Annotated in this window: 21 protein-coding genes and 1 pseudogene; 11 read left to right on the top strand and 11 right to left on the bottom strand. The window is 69.8% G+C overall.

Annotated features, from left to right (window positions below; genetic code table 11):
- Window positions 1-218: pseudogene (locus EAO75_RS30420) on the bottom strand (hypothetical protein); the annotation flags it as partial.
- 408 nt (window positions 219-626) lie between these two features.
- Between EAO75_RS30420 and EAO75_RS30415 the strand changes: the two are divergent.
- A complete protein-coding gene (locus EAO75_RS30415; protein ID WP_147998360.1) occupies window positions 627-1,085 on the top strand; it encodes an SRPBCC family protein in 459 nt (152 codons plus the stop codon).
- 116 nt (window positions 1,086-1,201) lie between these two features.
- On the opposite strand, the gene EAO75_RS30410 is transcribed toward EAO75_RS30415, so the two are convergent.
- Both EAO75_RS30410 and EAO75_RS30405 read right to left on the bottom strand, forming a co-directional pair.
- Window positions 1,202-1,444, bottom strand: a complete 243-nt coding sequence (locus tag EAO75_RS30410) for a hypothetical protein (protein ID WP_147998359.1) — start codon at window positions 1,442-1,444, stop codon at window positions 1,202-1,204.
- 105 nt (window positions 1,445-1,549) lie between these two features.
- Window positions 1,550-2,671: a PP2C family protein-serine/threonine phosphatase gene (locus tag EAO75_RS30405; RefSeq protein ID WP_147998673.1), complete on the bottom strand. Its 1,122-nt coding sequence runs from the start codon at window positions 2,669-2,671 to the stop codon at window positions 1,550-1,552.
- A 221-nt stretch (window positions 2,672-2,892) separates the two neighbouring features.
- Here EAO75_RS30405 and EAO75_RS30400 point away from each other — a divergent pair, with 221 nt between their 5' ends.
- Window positions 2,893-3,684 carry a matrixin family metalloprotease gene (locus EAO75_RS30400; RefSeq protein WP_187284642.1) on the top strand — a complete coding sequence of 264 codons (792 nt, stop codon included), beginning with the start codon at window positions 2,893-2,895 and terminating at the stop codon, window positions 3,682-3,684.
- A 95-nt stretch (window positions 3,685-3,779) separates the two neighbouring features.
- On the opposite strand, the gene EAO75_RS30395 is transcribed toward EAO75_RS30400, so the two are convergent.
- From EAO75_RS30395 to EAO75_RS30385, 3 genes are all read right to left on the bottom strand, one after another.
- Window positions 3,780-4,238: an ester cyclase gene (locus EAO75_RS30395; protein ID WP_147998357.1), complete on the bottom strand. Its 459-nt coding sequence runs from the start codon at window positions 4,236-4,238 to the stop codon at window positions 3,780-3,782.
- Between the two features lie 180 nt (window positions 4,239-4,418).
- Window positions 4,419-4,811, bottom strand: coding sequence for a VOC family protein (locus EAO75_RS30390; RefSeq protein WP_147998356.1), 393 nt, complete (start codon window positions 4,809-4,811; stop codon window positions 4,419-4,421).
- The gene (locus EAO75_RS30385; protein ID WP_147998355.1) at window positions 4,808-5,110 is read right to left on the bottom strand and encodes an ArsR/SmtB family transcription factor; all 303 of its coding nucleotides are present in this window, start codon (window positions 5,108-5,110) and stop codon (window positions 4,808-4,810) included. Before EAO75_RS30385 ends, EAO75_RS30390 begins: the two co-directional genes overlap by 4 nt.
- Before the next feature lie 121 nt (window positions 5,111-5,231).
- Between EAO75_RS30385 and EAO75_RS30380 the strand changes: the two genes are divergently transcribed.
- The gene (locus tag EAO75_RS30380) at window positions 5,232-5,669 is read left to right on the top strand and encodes a glutaredoxin domain-containing protein (RefSeq protein ID WP_147998354.1); all 438 of its coding nucleotides are present in this window, start codon (window positions 5,232-5,234) and stop codon (window positions 5,667-5,669) included.
- On the opposite strand, the gene EAO75_RS30375 is transcribed toward EAO75_RS30380, so the two are convergent.
- From EAO75_RS30375 to EAO75_RS46745, 3 genes are all read right to left on the bottom strand, one after another.
- Window positions 5,670-6,593 carry a hypothetical protein gene (locus tag EAO75_RS30375; protein ID WP_147998353.1) on the bottom strand — a complete coding sequence of 308 codons (924 nt, stop codon included), beginning with the start codon at window positions 6,591-6,593 and terminating at the stop codon, window positions 5,670-5,672.
- A gap of 16 nt (window positions 6,594-6,609) precedes the next feature.
- Window positions 6,610-7,878, bottom strand: a complete 1,269-nt coding sequence (locus tag EAO75_RS30370; RefSeq protein WP_147998352.1) for a hypothetical protein — start codon at window positions 7,876-7,878, stop codon at window positions 6,610-6,612.
- A 91-nt stretch (window positions 7,879-7,969) separates the two neighbouring features.
- Window positions 7,970-8,218 (bottom strand): hypothetical protein, encoded by a 249-nt coding sequence (locus EAO75_RS46745; RefSeq protein WP_147998351.1) that lies wholly within the window; start codon window positions 8,216-8,218, stop codon window positions 7,970-7,972.
- Window positions 8,219-8,278: 60 nt separating this feature from the next.
- Between EAO75_RS46745 and EAO75_RS30360 the strand changes: the two genes are divergently transcribed.
- From EAO75_RS30360 to EAO75_RS30340, 5 genes are all read left to right on the top strand, one after another.
- Window positions 8,279-9,364 carry an S-(hydroxymethyl)mycothiol dehydrogenase gene (locus tag EAO75_RS30360; RefSeq protein ID WP_147998350.1) on the top strand — a complete coding sequence of 362 codons (1,086 nt, stop codon included), beginning with the start codon at window positions 8,279-8,281 and terminating at the stop codon, window positions 9,362-9,364.
- Complete coding sequence (locus tag EAO75_RS30355; protein ID WP_147998349.1) at window positions 9,364-9,996, top strand: MBL fold metallo-hydrolase; 633 nt, start codon at window positions 9,364-9,366, stop codon at window positions 9,994-9,996. The genes EAO75_RS30360 and EAO75_RS30355 overlap by 1 nt, the downstream gene beginning before the upstream one ends.
- A gap of 197 nt (window positions 9,997-10,193) precedes the next feature.
- Window positions 10,194-10,556, top strand: a complete 363-nt coding sequence (locus tag EAO75_RS30350) for a bifunctional 3-phenylpropionate/cinnamic acid dioxygenase ferredoxin subunit (RefSeq protein WP_147998348.1) — start codon at window positions 10,194-10,196, stop codon at window positions 10,554-10,556.
- Entirely contained in the window at window positions 10,553-11,755 is a 1,203-nt protein-coding gene (locus EAO75_RS30345) for an NAD(P)/FAD-dependent oxidoreductase (RefSeq protein ID WP_147998347.1), read from the top strand. The genes EAO75_RS30350 and EAO75_RS30345 overlap by 4 nt, the downstream gene beginning before the upstream one ends.
- Window positions 11,756-11,885: 130 nt before the next feature.
- A complete protein-coding gene (locus tag EAO75_RS30340) occupies window positions 11,886-13,016 on the top strand; it encodes an aromatic ring-hydroxylating oxygenase subunit alpha (RefSeq protein ID WP_147998346.1) in 1,131 nt (376 codons plus the stop codon).
- A 9-nt stretch (window positions 13,017-13,025) separates the two neighbouring features.
- Here EAO75_RS30340 and EAO75_RS30335 read toward each other — a convergent pair whose 3' ends face one another.
- Complete coding sequence (locus tag EAO75_RS30335; RefSeq protein ID WP_187284641.1) at window positions 13,026-13,823, bottom strand: IclR family transcriptional regulator; 798 nt, start codon at window positions 13,821-13,823, stop codon at window positions 13,026-13,028.
- A gap of 151 nt (window positions 13,824-13,974) precedes the next feature.
- Here EAO75_RS30335 and betA point away from each other — a divergent pair, with 151 nt between their 5' ends.
- From betA to EAO75_RS30320, 3 genes are read left to right on the top strand one after another with little or no spacing between them, the layout of a single operon-like run.
- Window positions 13,975-15,648, top strand: coding sequence for a choline dehydrogenase (betA, locus tag EAO75_RS30330; RefSeq protein WP_147998345.1), 1,674 nt, complete (start codon window positions 13,975-13,977; stop codon window positions 15,646-15,648).
- Window positions 15,649-16,485, top strand: a complete 837-nt coding sequence (locus EAO75_RS30325; RefSeq protein WP_147998344.1) for a 5,10-methylenetetrahydrofolate reductase — start codon at window positions 15,649-15,651, stop codon at window positions 16,483-16,485.
- Window positions 16,486-16,497: 12 nt separating this feature from the next.
- Window positions 16,498-17,340 (top strand): alpha/beta fold hydrolase, encoded by an 843-nt coding sequence (locus EAO75_RS30320; RefSeq protein ID WP_147998343.1) that lies wholly within the window; start codon window positions 16,498-16,500, stop codon window positions 17,338-17,340.
- Window positions 17,341-17,400: 60 nt separating this feature from the next.
- Here EAO75_RS30320 and purU read toward each other — a convergent pair whose 3' ends face one another.
- Window positions 17,401-18,273 carry a formyltetrahydrofolate deformylase gene (gene purU, locus EAO75_RS30315; protein WP_147998342.1) on the bottom strand — a complete coding sequence of 291 codons (873 nt, stop codon included), beginning with the start codon at window positions 18,271-18,273 and terminating at the stop codon, window positions 17,401-17,403.
- Window positions 18,274-18,462: the final 189 nt, after the last annotated feature.

Raw genomic sequence — 18,462 nt, 5'->3', positions numbered from 1 at the left:
GCCTTGATCCGAGCGCCGAAGTGGTCGGCGTCCTTGCGGGCGGCACCGAGCGCCAGGCCGACGAGGAGCGGTACCTGCCCCTCGGCGACGCCCTCCCGGTCCTCGGCGAACCAGATTCGACGCATCGTCTRCGCACCGCCCGACGCGTCCAGGGCCGACAGCGCTGCCGCCACGTCACCCTCGATGTTGACCTTGATCTCGATCGGCAAGAGGTCCATCGCTTCGCTCCCGCACGCTTTTGGACGTTGTCGCGTACTAGTTCGGGATCCCAGGTGCGCATGCATCCATCTCAATCCAGCTCAATCCAGGCTATCCGCACCGCCCTCGGGGCGCAGTCCGAACGCAGGCGGCCCGAGCGCTCCGGGGAGGTGCGCCGCCATCGGTCTGCTGTCCCTCCCGATACCCCCAACTCCGTCCGGGATGGTGCCGTTCGCCTCGCGAGATGCCCAGTCGCCCCATAGAGTCGCGTTGCCGCCACGAACGGACGGGCGGTGCGGCTCTTCGCGTGCGTACGAAGCGCTCCGCCCATGGCCCGGCGAGCCTGCTGTCATGCGGCCCAGCGGTCCGGCGGACGTCTCGCGCAGGAGTCGCGGGCACGCTGCGGCTCAAGCGATTGAGGAGTGCTCATGTCAGGACAGTTCGAAGCGACAGTCGAGGTGGATCGACCTGTCGAGGCGGTGTTCGAGTACCTCGCCGACGGGCGCAACGATCCGCAGTTCAGCCCCCGCGTACTCAAGATCGAGCGGGTTCCCGAGACCCCGACCGCCGTGGGAACGATCTTCCGCAGCACGGTCAAGGATGCCGGGATGAAGACGTCCAGGGAGTTCCGCGTCACCGACCTCGAAGCCCCGGTGAAGCTGCGGTGGGCCGAGGTGTCGAAGAACACCGTTACGGCCAGTGAAGGCGGCTACGACCTGGAGCGGCTCGGCGACGGCAGGACTCGAGTCCGTATCTTCAACGTTCTGGAAGGCCACGGCATCGGCAAGCTCCTCGTCGGCCTGGCGCTCGGTGCCGCCCGCAAGGACGCCGACCACTTCGGCGCTCGGATCAAGGCCGCAGCTGAAGCGGCGATCGTCTCGAACTGACCGCATCTCTGACGGGCCGGCCAGGCAGGGCGTCGATAGCTGGACAGCCAGGTGGCCGGGTCACGGTGCCATGACCCGGCCACCTCGGAGCCGGACTTGCCGCTGAACCAAAGGGGTCACTGCTGGTCGGGCCACGTCAGGTTGTCCACCAGCATTCCCAGGGCCGACTTCGGCACCCCGCCACTCGTCCCGCTGTCGGCCTGCCTCCAGGTTGAGCTTGTGTCCGTGGAGTTTGAGCCTTTGGTGTCGTTGACACCCTGAAAGATGCCGAAGTCAATGGGCCCGTCGTCCGCTGAGGCGGGGAGCGCGGCGGCGAAGAGGGCCGCTCCGGCGAGCGCGGCGGCAGTGATGATCTTCATGCCCGGCTCAACGAGGCGAGCGGCATCAGGATCTTCTGTCCCGTCCTTTTGGCCGAACGGCGGGGCAGTCGGGACAGTGGGGGCCGTATCCGCGAACCCCTGTCCTCAGGAGGGCCGCGAAACGCGCTCGATCGCCACCATGGCGGCATCGTCACCCAGATGTCCGCCGACGTGCCGCAGCAGGTCCTTGCACAGGTGGGCCAGGAGAGCGTCGGGACCGTGGCCGGCCTTGCCTGCCACCCGTTCGGCGAGCGGATAGAACGTGCCCTCGCCGTCGCGGGCCTCGATGACACCGTCCGTGTAGAGAAGGACGATGTCGCCGTGTTCGAAGGCGAACGCTTCCTCGGTGAGCTCGGTTTCCACGAACTCGGTGAGACCGAGGGGCGGCGCCGGGTGGCGGACTTCGAGAGGCCTGACCTGGCCGCGATGCAGGAGCAGCGGCGGGGGGTGCCCACAGTTGATCAGGTGAAGGACCGYCTCGTTGTCCGGGATGTCCAGCGCGGCGGCGGTGATGAACGCCTCGCCGCGATCCTCGGCCGCGGCGTCGAGAGCCGCGGGGTCGTCCAGGTCGGAGGAGACGGTTCCCTCGAGGAAGGCCATGAGCGCCGGCAGATCGGCCTGTCTGTGGGCCGCACCCCGGAAAGCGCCGAGCAGCAGGGCGGCATCCCCGACCGCTTCCAGGCCCTTTCCCCTGACGTCGCCGATGACGATCCGGATTCCGTGCTCCGTACGAGCGGCGGCATACAGATCGCCGCCGATCTGCGCCTCGGATTCGGCGGCCAGGTACACCGACGCGATGCGCAGCGAGCCGACCCGCTGGGGAAGCGGCTTGAGCACCACTTCCTGCGCGGCAGTCGCCACCGACCGCAGCTGCATCAGTTGCCTTTCATGGTGTTCTCGCCGGGCGGCGAAAGTGGTCGCGAACGCCGACATCAGGACCAGCGTGATCAGCTGAAAGGAGTGGTTCAGGTCCACGAGGCTGGTGCGCACCGCCGCCACCACGGACTGGGCCGTGACGGCGAGCGCGCCGACGCCGGCGGTCGTCCAGGGGCCGGCGAACGACGCTGTGACGGCGGGCGCGGCTACCAGGAACGGCCCGAGGTGGACGCTGGCCGGAGCCAGGATGTCGACCACCGTGACGATCGCAATCATCATGATCGAGACCGCCAGCAGCGGGTGGCGTGGCTCCTCTGACCAACGATGATCATTGAGGCGTCTCGGAACCATACGTTCTGGATACACCCCACCGGGCCCCGGCGCCCGCACTGACGCCCACCCCGCTTCATCGGGTGCGCTGCCGGTCCCTGCAAAGGCATGCGGTATGGCGTATTCCCGTCGTTCCCTGCTTGTCGAGGACATGCCAGTCTTGCGGCATCTGTCCACGGCCGCTCATGGATCCCGCCGCGACGAAGCGGCGGGAGGCGGTCGTGGGCGACAGGGGGAAACACATGCTGCGAAGAACGAGAACCGCGATCGGACTGGCAGTGACCGCGCTGGTCGTCGCACTCTCGGCCCCGGCCGTACAGGCGGACACGAGTGCCCCGGCGGCGCGGACGTCCGATCGCACCGGGGCGGACGACGCCGTCTACGTGATCCAGCCGCGCTCCGACGGCACGACATACACCGCGATCTACGAACCCGCTCCGGGCGTCACGGCCGACGAACTGCGCAGCAGCCTGCGTCGCCAGGGCGTCCGCGGTGTGCAGGACGCGAACAGCTCCCTCGACGTCGGCATTACCGGCTGCGCACCCGTCGTCGGCACCGCGTCCGCCTGGTGCGGCCACAAGTGGGACTACGGACCGTTCAACGACCCGCAGGTGTACTTCCTCGACCACAGCGGCGACTCGTGGCCCGTCACCGACGCCCGGGTCGACTGGTACCAGGCCCCCGGCATCGACGCCTACTACCGCTGGCACACCGCAGGATGCCCCGGCGGTGGCCGGCACTGCGTGCACGTGTACAGCGGCAGCTATGGAACCGACTGGTACGGCGTGACCGAGGCGTCCAGCTCGGGTGGCTACTTCGTCGACGGCAGCGTCACGGTGAAGCTCAACGACCAGGTCACCCCGAACACCTACGCGGCGCGGCGCAGCGTCGCCTGCCACGAGATGGGCCATGCTCTCGGCCTCGACCACAACGGATCCACCAACAGCTGCCTGTCCGTGCCGGAGTTCCCGCAGCACCCGTCGTCGGACGACTTCGCCGTACTGAACCAGCTGTACCCGAAGCCCGGCACCTGACCGGCACCCGCTTGTGCAACGTGGGCCGTGGGAGGAGCGGCCGGTCCTCTGCTCCTCCCACGGCGCATCAGCAAAAGCGCCTTTGGTCCCCGGTGTCACGCTTCCGAGGCCGTGACCGTCCCCTCGGATGCGCCGAGTTGGCCCATCAGCGTCTCCATGTCCGAGGCGATCCACTCTTCGGCCAGCCGGCCGTCGGCGACGCGGTAGAGCTCGATGCTGGAGTACTCGACCTGTCGGCCCGTGGCCGGGATGCCCCGGAACTCGCCCTGGTGCGTGCCCCGCATGGTGAGACGGACCGCGACCCGGTCACCCGACGCGAAGATGTCGTCGATACGGGCCTGGAAGTCGGGGAACGCCGTTCGCAGGTAGTCCGTGTTCTGCCGCCATGCGTCTCGGCCCCGCATCTGGAACGGCATCCCCGCGATGTTGATCGCGAAGTCCTCCGTCATGAGCTCGGTGCACCTGTCGATGTCGTGCTTGTTGAGGGCGGCGAAGGCGTCGCGGACGAGATCGAGGGCGGGCTGGTCGAGTCGGTGCTGTTCGGATGTGTTCACGGTGCTCCCTCGCAAGGTGGGTGCCGCATCGGCCGTAGCGCCGGATGCGCGCACGACCAGTAGAAACCGTGACGTCGCGACAAGGTCAACAGCAGATCGATCATGCTCGTCGGCCGAGTGGCGTCCTGCTCCGAGTGGGGCATCGGAGGCTCCCGGGGGACCCCGCTCGCGCCCGACCCCCTACTCCGGCTGCGTCGCGATCTGGATCAGGTTGCCGCAGGTGTCGTCGAAGACGGCCGTGGTGACGGGCCCCATCTCCAGGGGCTCCTGGGTGAAGCGGACGCCGTGGGCGCGCAGGCGCTCGTACTCCGCATTGACGTCCTGGACGGCGAACTGGGCGAGCGGGATGCCGTCCTGGACGAGCGTGTCGCGGTAGGTCTTGGCGACCGGGTGACCGACGGGCTCCAGGAGGAGTTCGGTGCCGCCGGGCTCTTCGGGGGAGACGACGGTGAGCCATCGGTCCTTCTCTCCCACCGGGACGTCGTGCTTCTTCACGAAGCCGAGAATCTCGGTGTAGAAGTGCAGAGCCTTGGCCTGGTCGTCGACGAAGACGCTGGTCAGATGGATCTTCATGGGGTGCTCTTCTCCGGTTCGGGTGTGTCGGGCACGTGCCATCGCTCGGTGATCTGCCGCAGTGGCGCCGTGTTCAGGTCGTGGAACTTGTAGCGGCCCTCCCGCCTGGTCTCGACGAGCCCCGCGGCCTCCAGCACCGCGAGGTGCTGGGAGACTCCCTGGCGGGAGATGGCCAGCTGATGCTTCATGGCCAGTCGCGAGCAGATCTCGAACAGTGTCTGTCCGGACTTCTCCGTGAGCTCGTCGAGGATGGTGCGGCGGGTGGGGTCGGCCAAGGCTTTGAAAAGGTCGTCGGCCACGACCCCAGAATAGGCAAGTGGTTGCTTGCCTATCAAGTCGAGAGATGCGCCGAGGGCCAGTTTTTGGCCGAGGACGGGTGAGAGCGGCGCTCGCCTCGCCTCACCGATAGCCTGCGTCACCATGAAGCGCGCCCGGATCCTGCCCCTGCTGCTCGTGCTCGGCGGCTCAGCCGCGGCGACCGGGCTGCTCCTCAGCGGGAGCCCCGGCGCGGCCGCAGCACTCCTGCTGGTGTTCCTGCTGCTCGCAGGCGCCAATTCGCCGCTGATCTTCCCGAGCTCGATCGATGCGCTGGAAGCACAACGCCGCAGCGCGGCCGACGGCCGACCGATCGTCTTCTGGCGCCCGGGCTGCCCGTACTGCCTGCGACTGCGCATCCGGCTGGGCCGCAGTGCCCGCCAGGCGTACTGGGTCGACATATGGCGTGACCCGGCGGGCGCCGCGGCGGTGAGGGCGGCCAACGACGGCAACGAAACCGTGCCGACCGTCATCGTGGCGGGGCAGCCGCACACGAACCCCGATCCTGCCTGGGTGCGCGAGCGGCTCTTCCCTTCCGCGTGATCAGGAGCGGTGTCCCGGCTCCCCGTCCTCCCGCGCCGTCCCACCGCAAACCCCCGGCTCCAGCGTCACCGTCACGAACGTCTCGCGGGCCCCGTCGGCTGTGGTGAGAGTCAGCACGTGTTCGCCCGGCGAGAGCGTGACGTCGAGTGTTCGGCCTGTGCCCAGGGTTCCGTCGCGTGAGGATGTCCAGCGCAGGTCGGAGGCGAAGGCGCCCGGGTCCTCCGGGGACACCGCCTGGCCCACCAGGGTGTGGGGTTCGTTCGCGGGGAGTCGTGAATCGTCGTCCGGGTAGAGGATCGCCGGTTCAAGTCCCTTGCGCGGGACGGGAAAGTGGGGGCTGTCGGCGAGTGCCGTATGCAGGCCGTCGGTCGCCATGACGCGGATGCGACACCGGCTGCCGCCGGGCAGGGCGTCGAAGTCGGCCGCGGTGCCCGGCTCGGGTTGAGGCAGGCACAGCGGGATCCAGTCCCGGCCGTCGGTGCTGTAGAGGGCCATGTACGACAGGGCCGTACGGTCCGGGTGGCGCCCCTCCCAGGTGATGAGCCGGACGCCGGTCTGCTCGCCGGCGCCTTGAGGCTCCCAGCGCAGCCGTACGGCGGGCTCGCCCTGCGGTGCCGTGAAGTGGTGCACCTGGCGGCCCTGGAAGAGGAAGCGCAGGGCGCGGGTGCCCTCAGCGACCTCGATGACGCCCGCGGCGAAACGAGGTGCGGGCAGCCCGGACCCGAAGGCGCACAGCGGTGCGGTCGCCACCGCCTCGCGTCCGACGATCCGGTTCTCGGCGTCCAGGCTGTGCACCACGAGCGCGTCGAGCGCGTCCTCGCCGAGCGCGGGAGGCGGGTCCGGAAGCCGGTCGATGCGGAAGCCGGGGGAGAGGTGGAGGGTGTCGGGGTCGCTCAGGGTTCCCGTGACCGTCAGATACCGCATGGAAGTCACCGTCCGCTCAGGCAGGGTTGTCGAAGACGATGTCGTAGCCCTCCCGGGACGGCCACGTGGGAGCTGAGCAGTAGCCCATGAGCTCGGGCGTGCCGGGTGGCCGTAGCAGGAGGTCTTCGACGTGCAGTCCGAGGGAGCGGCAGCGGCCGGGCAAGCGTGTGTCGTGCGGCCACGGCTCGCTGCCGCGGCACTGCGCATGGTTCATGCCGTGGGTGTGGCCCATCTCGTGCGCGATGACGTCCTCGCCCGGTGTGGAGATGAACACGGGCGCGGTGAACCACACGCGCGGAATCCCCATACCGCCCACCGGGTATCCCGCCAGGCTCGCGCTGAGCAGACCGGCCCGGATGCCTCCCGAACGCCTGCCGAAGAAGGAGGCGGTGGCAAGACCGGCCGTCATGGCGAACCAGCCCAGCAAGGAGTTCAGGTTCTGCCGGACGGGCAGCGTGATCGCCGAGTTGACCTGGAAGAACGGCACGGGCAACCGGGACAGGGCACCGCGCCGCAGCAAGCGGGTGAACGTGGCCGGCGTCGGGGCGGGCGAGGTGTTGCCGACGTCGATCAGCAGCAGCGGGGTGATCTCCTGCGGCCCGCGCGGCAACAGGTCGACGGTGAGGGTCCGTTCGGCGTTCCAGCCGCCGCCCTGGCCGTAGTGGCCGCGTACCCAGACGCGGGCGCGTAACTCGATCGTGGGGGAGTTGAGGGCGGAGAGCGGGAGCCGGAAGTTCAGGGAGCGGGTCAGGTCGAGGCTGCTGATGGTGTGGCGCGCCGCGGCCACGATCTCGCCGCCCGGGTTGACCGGCTGAAGGGGTGCGCCCGCCATGCCGGTCGCCGGGTCGGTCACCAGGAGGTCGCCGGTGATGTGCGGCCACTGGTTGCGGCCGGCCCCGGCGTCGAAGCCGTTCGAGACGCCCGAGGCGACGAACACCCGGACCACGGTGGCCCGGCCTCGGACGAGACGGACGGGACTCGCCGACCGGAAGTCCTCCTGCACCCCCTGATTGACCTCGATGCCGGCCACTTCGAGCGCGGGCACCGTGTCGGCGGGCGGCGGCTCCTGCTCGTACACGCACTCGGTGAGCTGCCTCTGCGCCGTGCGGATGTGCTCGCGCACCTTGTTGATCCGGCGGTTGATGGCCTCCTTCTCGCCGGCCCCGAACGGCTCATCCTTGGGCCTGCCCTCGCCTCCCGCCTCCCGGCGCAGCGCCTCCAGCTCGGCTTCCAGGGCGGCGATCAGATCGGCGTACGACTGGCACGGGGCAGGGACGGGCTGCATGGGCGTACCTCCTGAGCGGTCCGTCGGACGCACGGGGGCACGCCCCGTCGGCCCTGGCATATCCAAGTGCATCCGCGTCTGTCAGCCGCTCTCACCTGGACTTCAGCAGCACCTCAGCGCGGTGCATGACGCGCTGGTCATACCTCAGGACCAGGCCGCGACCATTCCGCGAGGCGGCATGTCCTCGCGCAGCAGCGGCCTTGACAGGCGGGTCGCGCTGCCCGATGCGCACGCCGAGCAGCAACGAGACGGCCGTCGTCTCCGGACTCGCCCGGCTGCGGGAACCCCCGTCGCCCTCCTTGACCGCCGCTCGGTGCTCCACGATGCTGTGTTGCGACACATGAGATGTGTGCCGTAATGAGCAACATGATTCCGAGTCTCGATCAGCCGAGGAGTGGCCATGACGCACCAGGTCCGTGCTGTCGTCGCGCGGGGCAAGGGCGCCCCCGTCAGCCTGGAGACGATCGTCGTGCCGGACCCCGGCCCGGGTGAGGCGCTGGTGAAGGTCGAGGCCTGCGGGGTCTGCCACACCGACCTGCACTATCGCGAGGGCGGCATCAACGACGACTTCCCGTTTCTGCTGGGGCACGAGGCCGCGGGCGTCGTGGAGTCGGTGGGGGAGGGAGTCACCGACGTCGCCCCCGGGGACTTCGTCATCCTCAACTGGCGTGCGGTGTGCGGACAGTGCCGGGCCTGTCTGCGCGGGCGTCCGTGGTACTGCTTCAGCACCCACAACGCCAAGCAGAAGATGACGCTGACCGACGGCACCGAGCTGTCGCCGGCGCTCGGCATCGGCGCGTTCGCGGAGAAGACGCTGGTCGCGGCCGGACAGTGTACGAAGGTCGACCGGACCGCGTCGGCGGCCGCGGCCGGGCTGCTGGGGTGCGGTGTGATGGCGGGCATCGGCGCGGCCATCAACACCGGCAAGGTCGGCCGGGGCGACTCGGTGGCCGTCATCGGCTGCGGCGGTGTCGGGGCCGCGGCGATCGCCGGATCGAACCTGGCGGGCGCGGCGAAGGTCATCGCGGTCGACATCGACGACCGCAAGCTGGACACCGCCAGGAAGCTGGGCGCGACCCACACCGTCAACTCCAAGGACACCGACGCGGTCGAGGCGATCCGCGAGCTGACCGGCGGTTTCGGCGCCGACGTCGTCATCGAGGCGGTCGGCCGCCCGGAGACGTACAAGCAGGCCTTCTACGCCCGCGACCTCGCCGGCACCGTCGTCCTGGTCGGCGTACCGACCCCCGAGATGAAGCTGGAGCTGCCGCTCCTGGACGTCTTCGGACGGGGCGGCGCGCTGAAGTCCTCCTGGTACGGCGACTGCCTGCCGAGCAGGGACTTCCCGATGCTCATCGACCTCTACCTCCAGGGCCGCCTGGACCTCGACGCATTCGTCACCGAGACCATCGCCCTGGACGAGGTCGAGAAGGCCTTCGAGCGGATGCACCACGGCGACGTGCTGCGCTCGGTGGTGCTCCTCTGATGGCCGGCGCCCGAATCGAGCACCTCGTCACCTCGGGGACGTTCACACTCGACGGCGGCACCTGGGACGTCGACAACAACGTGTGGATCGTCGGCGACGACCACGAGGTCATCGTCATCGACGCCGCCCACGACGCGGACGCGATCGCCCGCACCGTCGGCGACCGCGCCCTGCGGGCCATCGTGTGCACCCACGCCCACAACGACCACATCGACGCCGCGCCCGAACTCGCCGCGCGCACGGGCGCCCCGATCCTGCTCCACCCGGACGACCTGCCGCTGTGGAAGCAGACCCACCCCGACAGGGCGCCGGATGCCGAGCTCACCGACGGCCAACTCCTCACGGTGGCCGGCGTCGACCTGACCGTGCTGCACACCCCCGGCCACGCCCCGGGCGCGGTCTGCCTGTATGCCCCGCGGCTGGGGGCGCTCTTCAGCGGCGACACGCTGTTCCACGGCGGGCCGGGCGCGACGGGCAGGTCGTACAGCCACTTCCCGACCATCGTCGAGTCGATCCGCAGCCGGCTGCTGACCCTGCCGGAGGAGACCGTCGTGCACACCGGACACGGGGAGACGACGACCGTCGGCGCCGAGGCCCCGCACCTGCCGGAGTGGATCGACCGCGGCTTCTGACCCTCCCCGACCAGGGCTTCGTCGGGCGCCCGTTCCGCCTGTTCCCGCAGGTGGGTCGGGCGCTTCGGGCTGTCCGCGGGCCGGTCGGCCGGCCGGTGCGAACGAGGCGTTTTGACGCCTTGACAACGCTTCTGAGCGGCCCTCAAACTGGCGTTGCGCTTACCGCAATCCGTTTCGCTATACGCACCCGAGGTGTCATGATGATTCCCGCGTGCCGTCTCGCGGATCTCCCGCGAGGTGAGGCCCACCGGCTCGACATCGATCCGCCGGTCTCGGTGTTCCACACCGACGATGGTGAGTTCTTCGCCATCGACGACACCTGCACCCACCAGGACGCCTCGCTCGCCGACGGCTGGCTGGAGGGCTGCGAGGTGGAATGCCCGCTGCATGCTTCGAAGTTCGACCTGAGGACCGGTGCGGTCGACGCCCCTCCGGCGAAGCTTCCGGTCCGGACCCACGAGGTCGTGGTCGAGGGCGGCATGATCTACGTCCTGCTGTCCACGGACGCGCCGAACCTGCCGCCGTGCATCGCGGCGCGGCTCGCCGGAGGTCCCGCGTGAGGACCGTCGCCGTGGTCGGCGCCTCGCTCGCCGGCCTCTCGGCGGCCCGCTCGCTGCGCAGGCAGGGCTACGACGGACGGCTGGTCGTCATCGGGGACGAGCTCCACCGCCCCTACGACCGGCCCCCGCTGTCCAAGGAGTTCCTGGCCGGCACCCTCGGCGAGGCGGAACTCGCCCTGGAGTCGGACGACGAGGACCTGGCGGCCGAGTGGCTGCTCGGCACCCGTGCGGTCGGGCTCGACCCGGCGCACCGTGCGGTCCGGCTCGCCGACGGACGGGAGGTGCGCGCCGACGGCGTCGTCATCGCGACCGGCGCCGCGGCCCGCACCCTCCCCGGCTCCGAAGGGCTGGCCGGAGTGCACACCCTGCGCACCCTGGACGACGCCCGCGCGCTGCGGGACGAACTGGCCCGCGGCGGACGGCTGGTGGTGATCGGCGGCGGCTTCATCGGAGCCGAGGTCGCCTCCACCGCCCGGGCCCTCGGGCTGGAGGTGACCGTCGTCGAGGCGGCACCGACACCGCTGGCCGGCCCCCTCGGCGAGACCATGGGCGCCGTCGTCTCCGCCCTGCACGCGGACCACGGCGTACGGCTGCTGTGCGGTGTCGGCGTCAAGGGGCTGAGCGGCGACGAGCGCGGCGAGAGGGGGGTCCGCCCGGGCGGAGTCTCGGGTCGGGTCGACGCCGTCCTGCTGGAGGACGGCCGCACGATCCCCGCCGACATCGTCGTCGTCGGGGTGGGCGCGCGCCCGTGCGTCGAGTGGCTCGAAGGATCCGGCGTCGCCCTGGACAACGGCGTCAAGTGCGGCGCGGACGGACGCACCGGCCTGGCCGGCGTGGTCGCGGTCGGCGACTGCGCCAACTGGTACGACCCGCGCGCGGGCCTGCACCGCCGCATCGAGCACTGGACCGGCGCACGCGAGCGTCCCGACGCCGCGGTCGCCACACTGCTGGCGGGCGGCGCGGTGGAGCCGGGTGTGCCCCGGCCGCCGTACTTCTGGTCCGACCAGTACGGCGTGAAGATCCAGTTCGCCGGTCACGCGGCCGGCGCCGACAGCGTCACCATCGAGGACGGCACCCCGGACGAGCGCAATGTCCTGGCCGTCTACCGGCGGGCCGGGACCCCGGTCGCCGTGCTCGGGATGAACCAGCCGCGGCTGTTCATGCGCCTGCGCAAGCAGCTCGCCGCCACCGCGTCTTGACACCGCCCCGGCGGCATCCCATGCTGCGTTTCACATGACACGCAGTGTTGCTCCATACACAACGCCGTCCGGAGTCGCTCTTCCCGGCTTGTGAATGCCCCCTCCCCGACGTTCTCCCGAGGAGTGCACCGTGACCTCGACCGGCCTGCCGGACAGCCTGATCGCCACTCTCCCCGGCCCTTCCTACACGGACCCGGGGATCTTCGCCCAGGAGCAGGAGCGCATATTCGAGACCATGTGGTTCTGCGTCGCGCGCGCCTCGGACCTGGCGAAGCCCGGTGCCTTCCGCACCGTCGACGTGGGCCGCGAGAGCATCCTCGTCACCCGGGCGAGGGACAACGCCGTCCGCGCGTACTTCAATGTGTGCCGGCACCGCGGAGCCAGGCTCTGCACCGAGGAGTCGGGCGAGGTCAAGCGCGCCTTCCAATGCCCGTACCACGCCTGGACGTACGACCTGAACGGCAAGCTCGTCGCCGCCCCCAACCTCACCAAGATGCCCGACGTCGGACGCACCGAGTACGGCCTGGTGAGCGTGGCCGTGCGGGAGTGGCTCGGCTATGTCTGGGTGTGCCTCGCGGAGAACCCGCCCTCCTTCGAGGAGGACGTCATGGGCGAGATCGTCGCCCGCCTCGGCGACGTCGAGTCCATCGACCACTACGACATCGACAGCCTCTCCGTCGGCAAACGGATCGTGTACGACGTCAGGGCGAACTGGAAGCTCATCATCGAGAACTTCATGGAGTGCTACCACTGCGCCACGATCCACCCCGAACTCACGGAGGTGCTCCCGGAGTTCGCGGACGGTTACGCCGCCCAGTACTACGTGGGGCACGGCGCCGAGTTCGGCGAGGAGGTCAAGGGCTTCACCGTCGACGGCTCCGAGGGCCTGGACCGCATTCCCGGGGTCGGCGAGGACCAGGACCGCCGCTACTACGCGATCACCGTCAGGCCCCAGGTGTTCATCAACCTCGTCCCCGACCATGTGATCTTCCACCGGATGTTCCCGGTGTCCGTGGACCGCACGATCGTGGAGTGCGACTGGCTGTACCTTCCGCACGTCGTCGCGAGCGGCAAGGACGTCAGCCGGTCGGTGGAACTCTTCGACCGGGTCAACCGCCAGGACTTCGAGGCGTGCGAACGGACCCAGCCCGGTATGGGTTCCCGCATGTACGCCAAGGGCGGCGTGCTGGTGCCGAGCGAGCACCACATCGGTGCCTTCCACGACTGGGTGAACGAGCGCCTGGGCGCCCCCCTGCCGTAGTCCGGCGGATCAGCCCAGGTATCCCATCCGGTGGCTGATCTCGTGGGCGCCCTCGACCAGCACCGGAGAGAGCTCGTGCATGCGCTCCTCGGTGAGCCGGTAGGCGGGACCGGAGGCGCTGAGGGCGGCGATGACGTCGCCGTCCCGGTTGCGGACCGGCGCGGCCATCGCGTGCAGGCCGATCTCCAGTTCCTCCAGGGTCATGGAGTAGCTGCGCTCGCGTGCCTCGGCGAGGTTCTTCTCGAGCTTCGTCTTCGCGGTGATGGTGCGTGCCGTGACCTTCTTCATTCCGGCCTCGGTCAGCAGCGCCGCGCGCTCCTTGGCGGGCAGGTACGCCAGCAGGATCTTGCCGCTCGACGTGGCGTGCAGGGGGGTCAGCTGGCCGACCCAGTTGTGCGCGGTGATGGCTCCCGGGCCGCGCACCTGGTAAAGGTTGATCGCGAACTGCTCCTGCATGACAGCGATGTTCACGGTCTCGCCGAGCTCCTCGGCGAGGCGCTCGCAGACCGGGCGGCCCTGCTGCGTGATGTCGATACGGCCGGTGACCGCGCCGGCCAGGCGGACGATGCCGAACCCGAGCCGGTACTTGCCCCGCTCGCCGGCCTGCTCCACCAGGCCACGCGCCTCCAGGGCGCCGAGCAGCCGGAATGCGGTGGACTTGTGTACGTCGATCTCGGCCGCGACCTCGCTCACGCCCGCTTCGCCACGCTGGGCGAGGATCTCCATCACACTGATCGCCCGGTCCACCGACTGGACCCCGCCGGCCTGTGAATTCGACGTTTCTGTGTCATGACTGTAGTTGCTCACAGTGAAACTATACGCGTAGTAAACAACATGGCCGCAAGTAATCGCGTCGCAACAGAGACCCTGGAAGTTGCGTTGTTCGCAACCTGGTGCGTATAGCGGGACCGGGTCTAACATGCGTCGCGTATCGAAGACGCGAGCGAGACGAGGCACCATGGCTTCCCTGCAGTACGACTTCGTCATCGTCGGTGGCGGTTCGGCCGGCAGCGCACTGGCGAACAGACTCTCGGCGGACCCCGCGAACCGGGTGCTGGTCCTGGAGGCGGGCCGGTCGGACTACCCGTGGGACGTCTTCATCCACATGCCCGCGGCGCTGACCTACCCCATCGGCAGCCGTTTCTACGACTGGAAGTACGAATCCGAGCCCGAGCCCCACATGGGCGGCCGGCGCGTCTACCACGCACGCGGCAAGGTACTCGGCGGCTCCAGCAGCATCAACGGCATGATCTTCCAGCGCGGCAACCCCATGGACTACGAGCGCTGGGCGGCCGACGCGGGCATGGAGACCTGGGACTACGCGCACTGTCTGCCGTACTTCCGGCGGATGGAGAACTGCCTCGCCGCCGACCCCGACGACGAGTTCCGCGGCCACGACGGCCCTCTCGTGCTCGAACGCGGTCCGGCCACCAACCCCCTCTTCGGCGCCTTCCTGAAGGCCACCGAGGAAGCGGGCTACGCCCCCACCGACGACGTCAACGGATACCGGCAGGAGGGCTTCGCCAAGTTCGACCGCAACGTCCACCGCGGACGCCGCCTCTCGGCCTCGAAGGCGTACCTCAAGCCCGCGATGAAGCGGCCCAACCTCACCGTCAGGACCCGCGCCCTCGTCACCCGCGTCCTGTTCGAGGGCAAGCGGGCCGTGGGCGTGGAGTACCGGCGCGGCCGGGGTGCGCCCCAGCAGGTCCGGGCGAAGGAGGTCATCCTGTGCGGCGGCGCCATCAACTCCCCGCAACTGCTCCAGCTCTCCGGTGTGGGCAACGCGGCCGAACTGAGCGCCCTCGGCGTGGACGTCGTCCACGACCTGCCGGGCGTCGGCGAGAACATGCAGGACCACCTGGAGGTCTACGTCCAGTACGCCTGCAAGCAGCCCGTCTCCATGCAGCCGTACATGGCGAAGTGGCGTGCCCCCTTCATCGGGCTCCAGTGGCTCTTCCGTACCGGCCCCGCCGCCACCAACCACTTCGAGGCCGGTGGCTTCGCCCGCAGCAACGACGACGTCGACTACCCCAACCTGATGTTCCACTTCCTGCCCGTCGCGGTCCGCTACGACGGCTCCTCGCCCGCCGGCGGCCACGGCTACCAGGTGCACGTCGGGCCCATGTACTCCGATGCCATCGGCTCGGTGAAGATCAAGAGCAAGGACCCGCGCGAACACCCGGCGCTGCGCTTCAACTACCTCTCCACCGAGCAGGACCGCCGCGAATGGGTCGAGGCGATCCGGGTGGCCCGCAACCTCCTCAACCAGCCCGCGCTCGCCCCCTACAACGGCGGTGAGGTCTCGCCCGGCCCGAAGGTGGACAGCGACGAGGAGATCCTCGACTGGGTCGCCAAGGAGGGCGAGACCGCCCTGCACCCGTCCTGCACCTGCAAGATGGGCACCGACGAGATGGCCGTCGTCGACCCCGCCAGCCTGCGGGTGCACGGCCTTGACGGCCTGCGCGTCGTGGACGCCTCCGTGATGCCCTACGTCACCAACGGCAACATCTACGCACCGGTGATGATGATCGCCGAGAAGGCCGCCGACCTCATCCTCGGCAAGGATCCGCTCGCGCCGTCGAAGGCCGTGTACTACCGCCACCCCGACGCCCAGAAGCAGACGGAGCGGTAATTGGCCGCCGCAGGACTCCGGGCGCTGCTGGACAGCGTCCGCTACGAGGTGCTGCCCGCGAAGGCGACCGAGGACAAGGTCCTCGCCCATGTGCCGCGCGACGTCGTCGTCACCGTGACGGCGTCGCCGGTCAAGGGCCTGGAGCCGYCCCMCGACCTCGCCGTCCGGCTCGCTAAGCACGGTTACCGGGTCGTCCCGCATGTGCCGGCGCGGCTGCTGCGCGACGACCTGCACCTGAAGGAGGTCGCGGGCCGGCTCCGCGAGGCGGGCGTGGACGACGTCTTCGTCCCGGCCGGCGACGCCGACCCGCCCGCCGGGGTCTACGACGGGGCGCTGCCGGTGCTGCGCAGGCTGAGCGAGCTGGGCGGCCCCTTCGCCCGCGTCGGCGTCACCGGCTACCCGGAGAGCCATCCCCTCATCCACGACGACGTCACCGTCCAGGCCATGTGGGACAAGCGCGAGCACGCCACGTACATCGTGAGCAACCTCTGCTTCGACCCGAGGGTGCTGGGGGAGTGGATCGGCCGGATACGGCGCCGGGACATCGCCCTGCCCCTGTATGTGGGGGTGGCCGGGCCGGTGCAGCGGGCGAAGCTGCTGGCCATGGCGACGAAGATCGGGGTGGGCGAGTCGACACGCTTCCTGACGAGGCACCCCTCCTGGTTCCTGCGGTTCGCGACGCCGGGCGGGTATGCACCCGAGAGGCTCCTGACGCGCGCCGAGGCGGCACTGACCACCCCTTCGGCGCGAGTCGCGGGCCTGCACCTGTTCACCTTCAACCAGATCGCCGAGACGCAGCGATGGCGCCGCGCCCTGCTGGACCGCCTCGGCGACTGAACCAGGAGAGGCATGGCAGCCGACACCGACTGGCACCTGACCCGAACCTTCACCGGCGCATCCGGTGACGTCCGCTGGGACCGGCTGGGCCGGCCCGGCGGGCCACCCGTCGTCCTGCTGCACGGCACCCCCTTCTCCTCGTACGTCTGGCGTGCCGTCGCCCGTGCGCTCGCCCGCGAGCACGAGGTGTACGTCTGGGACATGCCCGGCTACGGGACCTCGGAGAAGGCCACCGGGCAGGACGTGTCCCTGGCCGCGCAGGGCCGCGTCTTCGGCGAGCTGCTGGGCCACTGGGGCCTCACGGAGCCGCTCGTGGTCGCCCATGACTTCGGCGGTGCCGTCGCCCTGCGGGCCCATCTGCTGCACGACGCCCGCTACCGGGCCCTCGCCCTGGTCGATCCGGTCGCCCTGGCACCGTGGGGCTCGCCGTTCTTCCGGCTCGTCGCCGAGCAGGCCGAGGTCTTCGAGCGGTTGCCGCCCGCACTGCACCGCGCCCTGGTGCGGGAGTACGTCGCCTCCGCCAGCAGCCCCGGACTGCGCCCCGACGTCCTCGACCGGCTCGTCGAGCCCTGGCTGGACGACTCCGGTCAGGCGGCCTTCTACCGGCAGATCGCCCAGGCGGACCAGCGCCACACCGACGAGATCCAGGACCGCTACACCGAGATCGGCGTCCCCACGCTCGTCTGCTGGGGCGAGGACGACACCTGGATCCCGGTGGCGAAGGGGCACGAGCTGGCCGCTCTCGTCCCGGGTGCCCGGTTCGAACCCATCGCCGGCGCGGGGCACCTCGTCCAGGAGGACGCCCCCGCGGAGCTCACGGCCGCGCTGACCGCCTTCCTCCAGCGGGAGCGGTGACGCGGCCGTATACGACGGGGGCGGGACCGCAATCCCGGCCCCGCCCTCCTGCCGCGTCGCTCAGCGGAAGACCACCGTGCGGTTGCCGTCCACCATCACGCGGCTCTCGCTGTGCCACTTCACCGCGTGCGCGAGTACCTGGGCCTCCACGTCCCGGCCGACCGTGACCAGCTCACCGGGGTCGAGGGAGTGGTCCACCCGGACCACGTCCTGCTCGATGATCTGCCCCTCGTCCAGGTCCGGCGTCACATAGTGCGCGGTCGCGCCGACCAGCTTCACGCCGCGCGTGTAGGCCTGGTCGTACGGACGCGCGCCCTTGAAGCTGGGCAGGAAGGAGTGGTGGATGTTGATGGCGCGGCCCTCCAGCTGCTTGCACAGGTCGTCGGAGAGGATCTGCATGTAGCGGGCCAGCACCACCAGGTCGACGTCCAGTTCGCGCACCAGCTCCAGCAGCCGTGCCTCGGCCTCGGGCTTGGTGTCCCTGGTGACCGGGACATGGTGGAAGGCGATGCCGTACGTTTCGGCGAGCCCCTCGAAGTCCCGGTGATTGGAGACGATCGCCGGGATCTCGATGTTGAGGGCGCCGGTGCGCCGGCGAAAGAGCAGGTCGTTCAGGCAGTGGCCGAACCTGGACACCATGATCAGGGTCCGGGTCGGCGTCGAGGCGTCGCTCAGGGTCCAGGTGATGCCGTAGGCCTGGGCGACGGGGCCGAACCGGAAACGCAGATTTTCCAACTCGACGTTCGGGTCGGAAACGTCGAAGTGAACCCTCATGAAGAAACGGCCCTGAAGCCGGTCGTCGAACTGCTGGCTCTCCAGGATGTTGCCGGAGTTCCTGACGAGAAAGCCGCTCACGGCGTGGACCAGTCCGGCGCTGTCGGGGCAGGAGAGGGTCAGGACGTACTCACGGCCAGGTTGCGGTCGAGGGGACATGTGCGGCCTCCGTCGGTGCGTATTGCACAACATGGTGAGCGATACGCAACATGGTCGGCTCGACACCGCGTTCGGTCAAGGGTGGGGCGGGTACGGAAGAGCCACTGGAGCCCGATGAAGGGGGCACGCCACTTCGCCATGTACGGCTGCATGGAGACGGGCTGCTTGCAGGCGTACTGGACGTAGACC

This window comes from Streptomyces sp. UW30 (assembly GCF_008042075.1).
Classification (GTDB): Bacteria; Actinomycetota; Actinomycetes; order Streptomycetales; family Streptomycetaceae; genus Streptomyces.
Note: the sequence above shows the minus strand (reverse complement) of the source record. Positions and strands in the feature narration are given on the sequence as shown.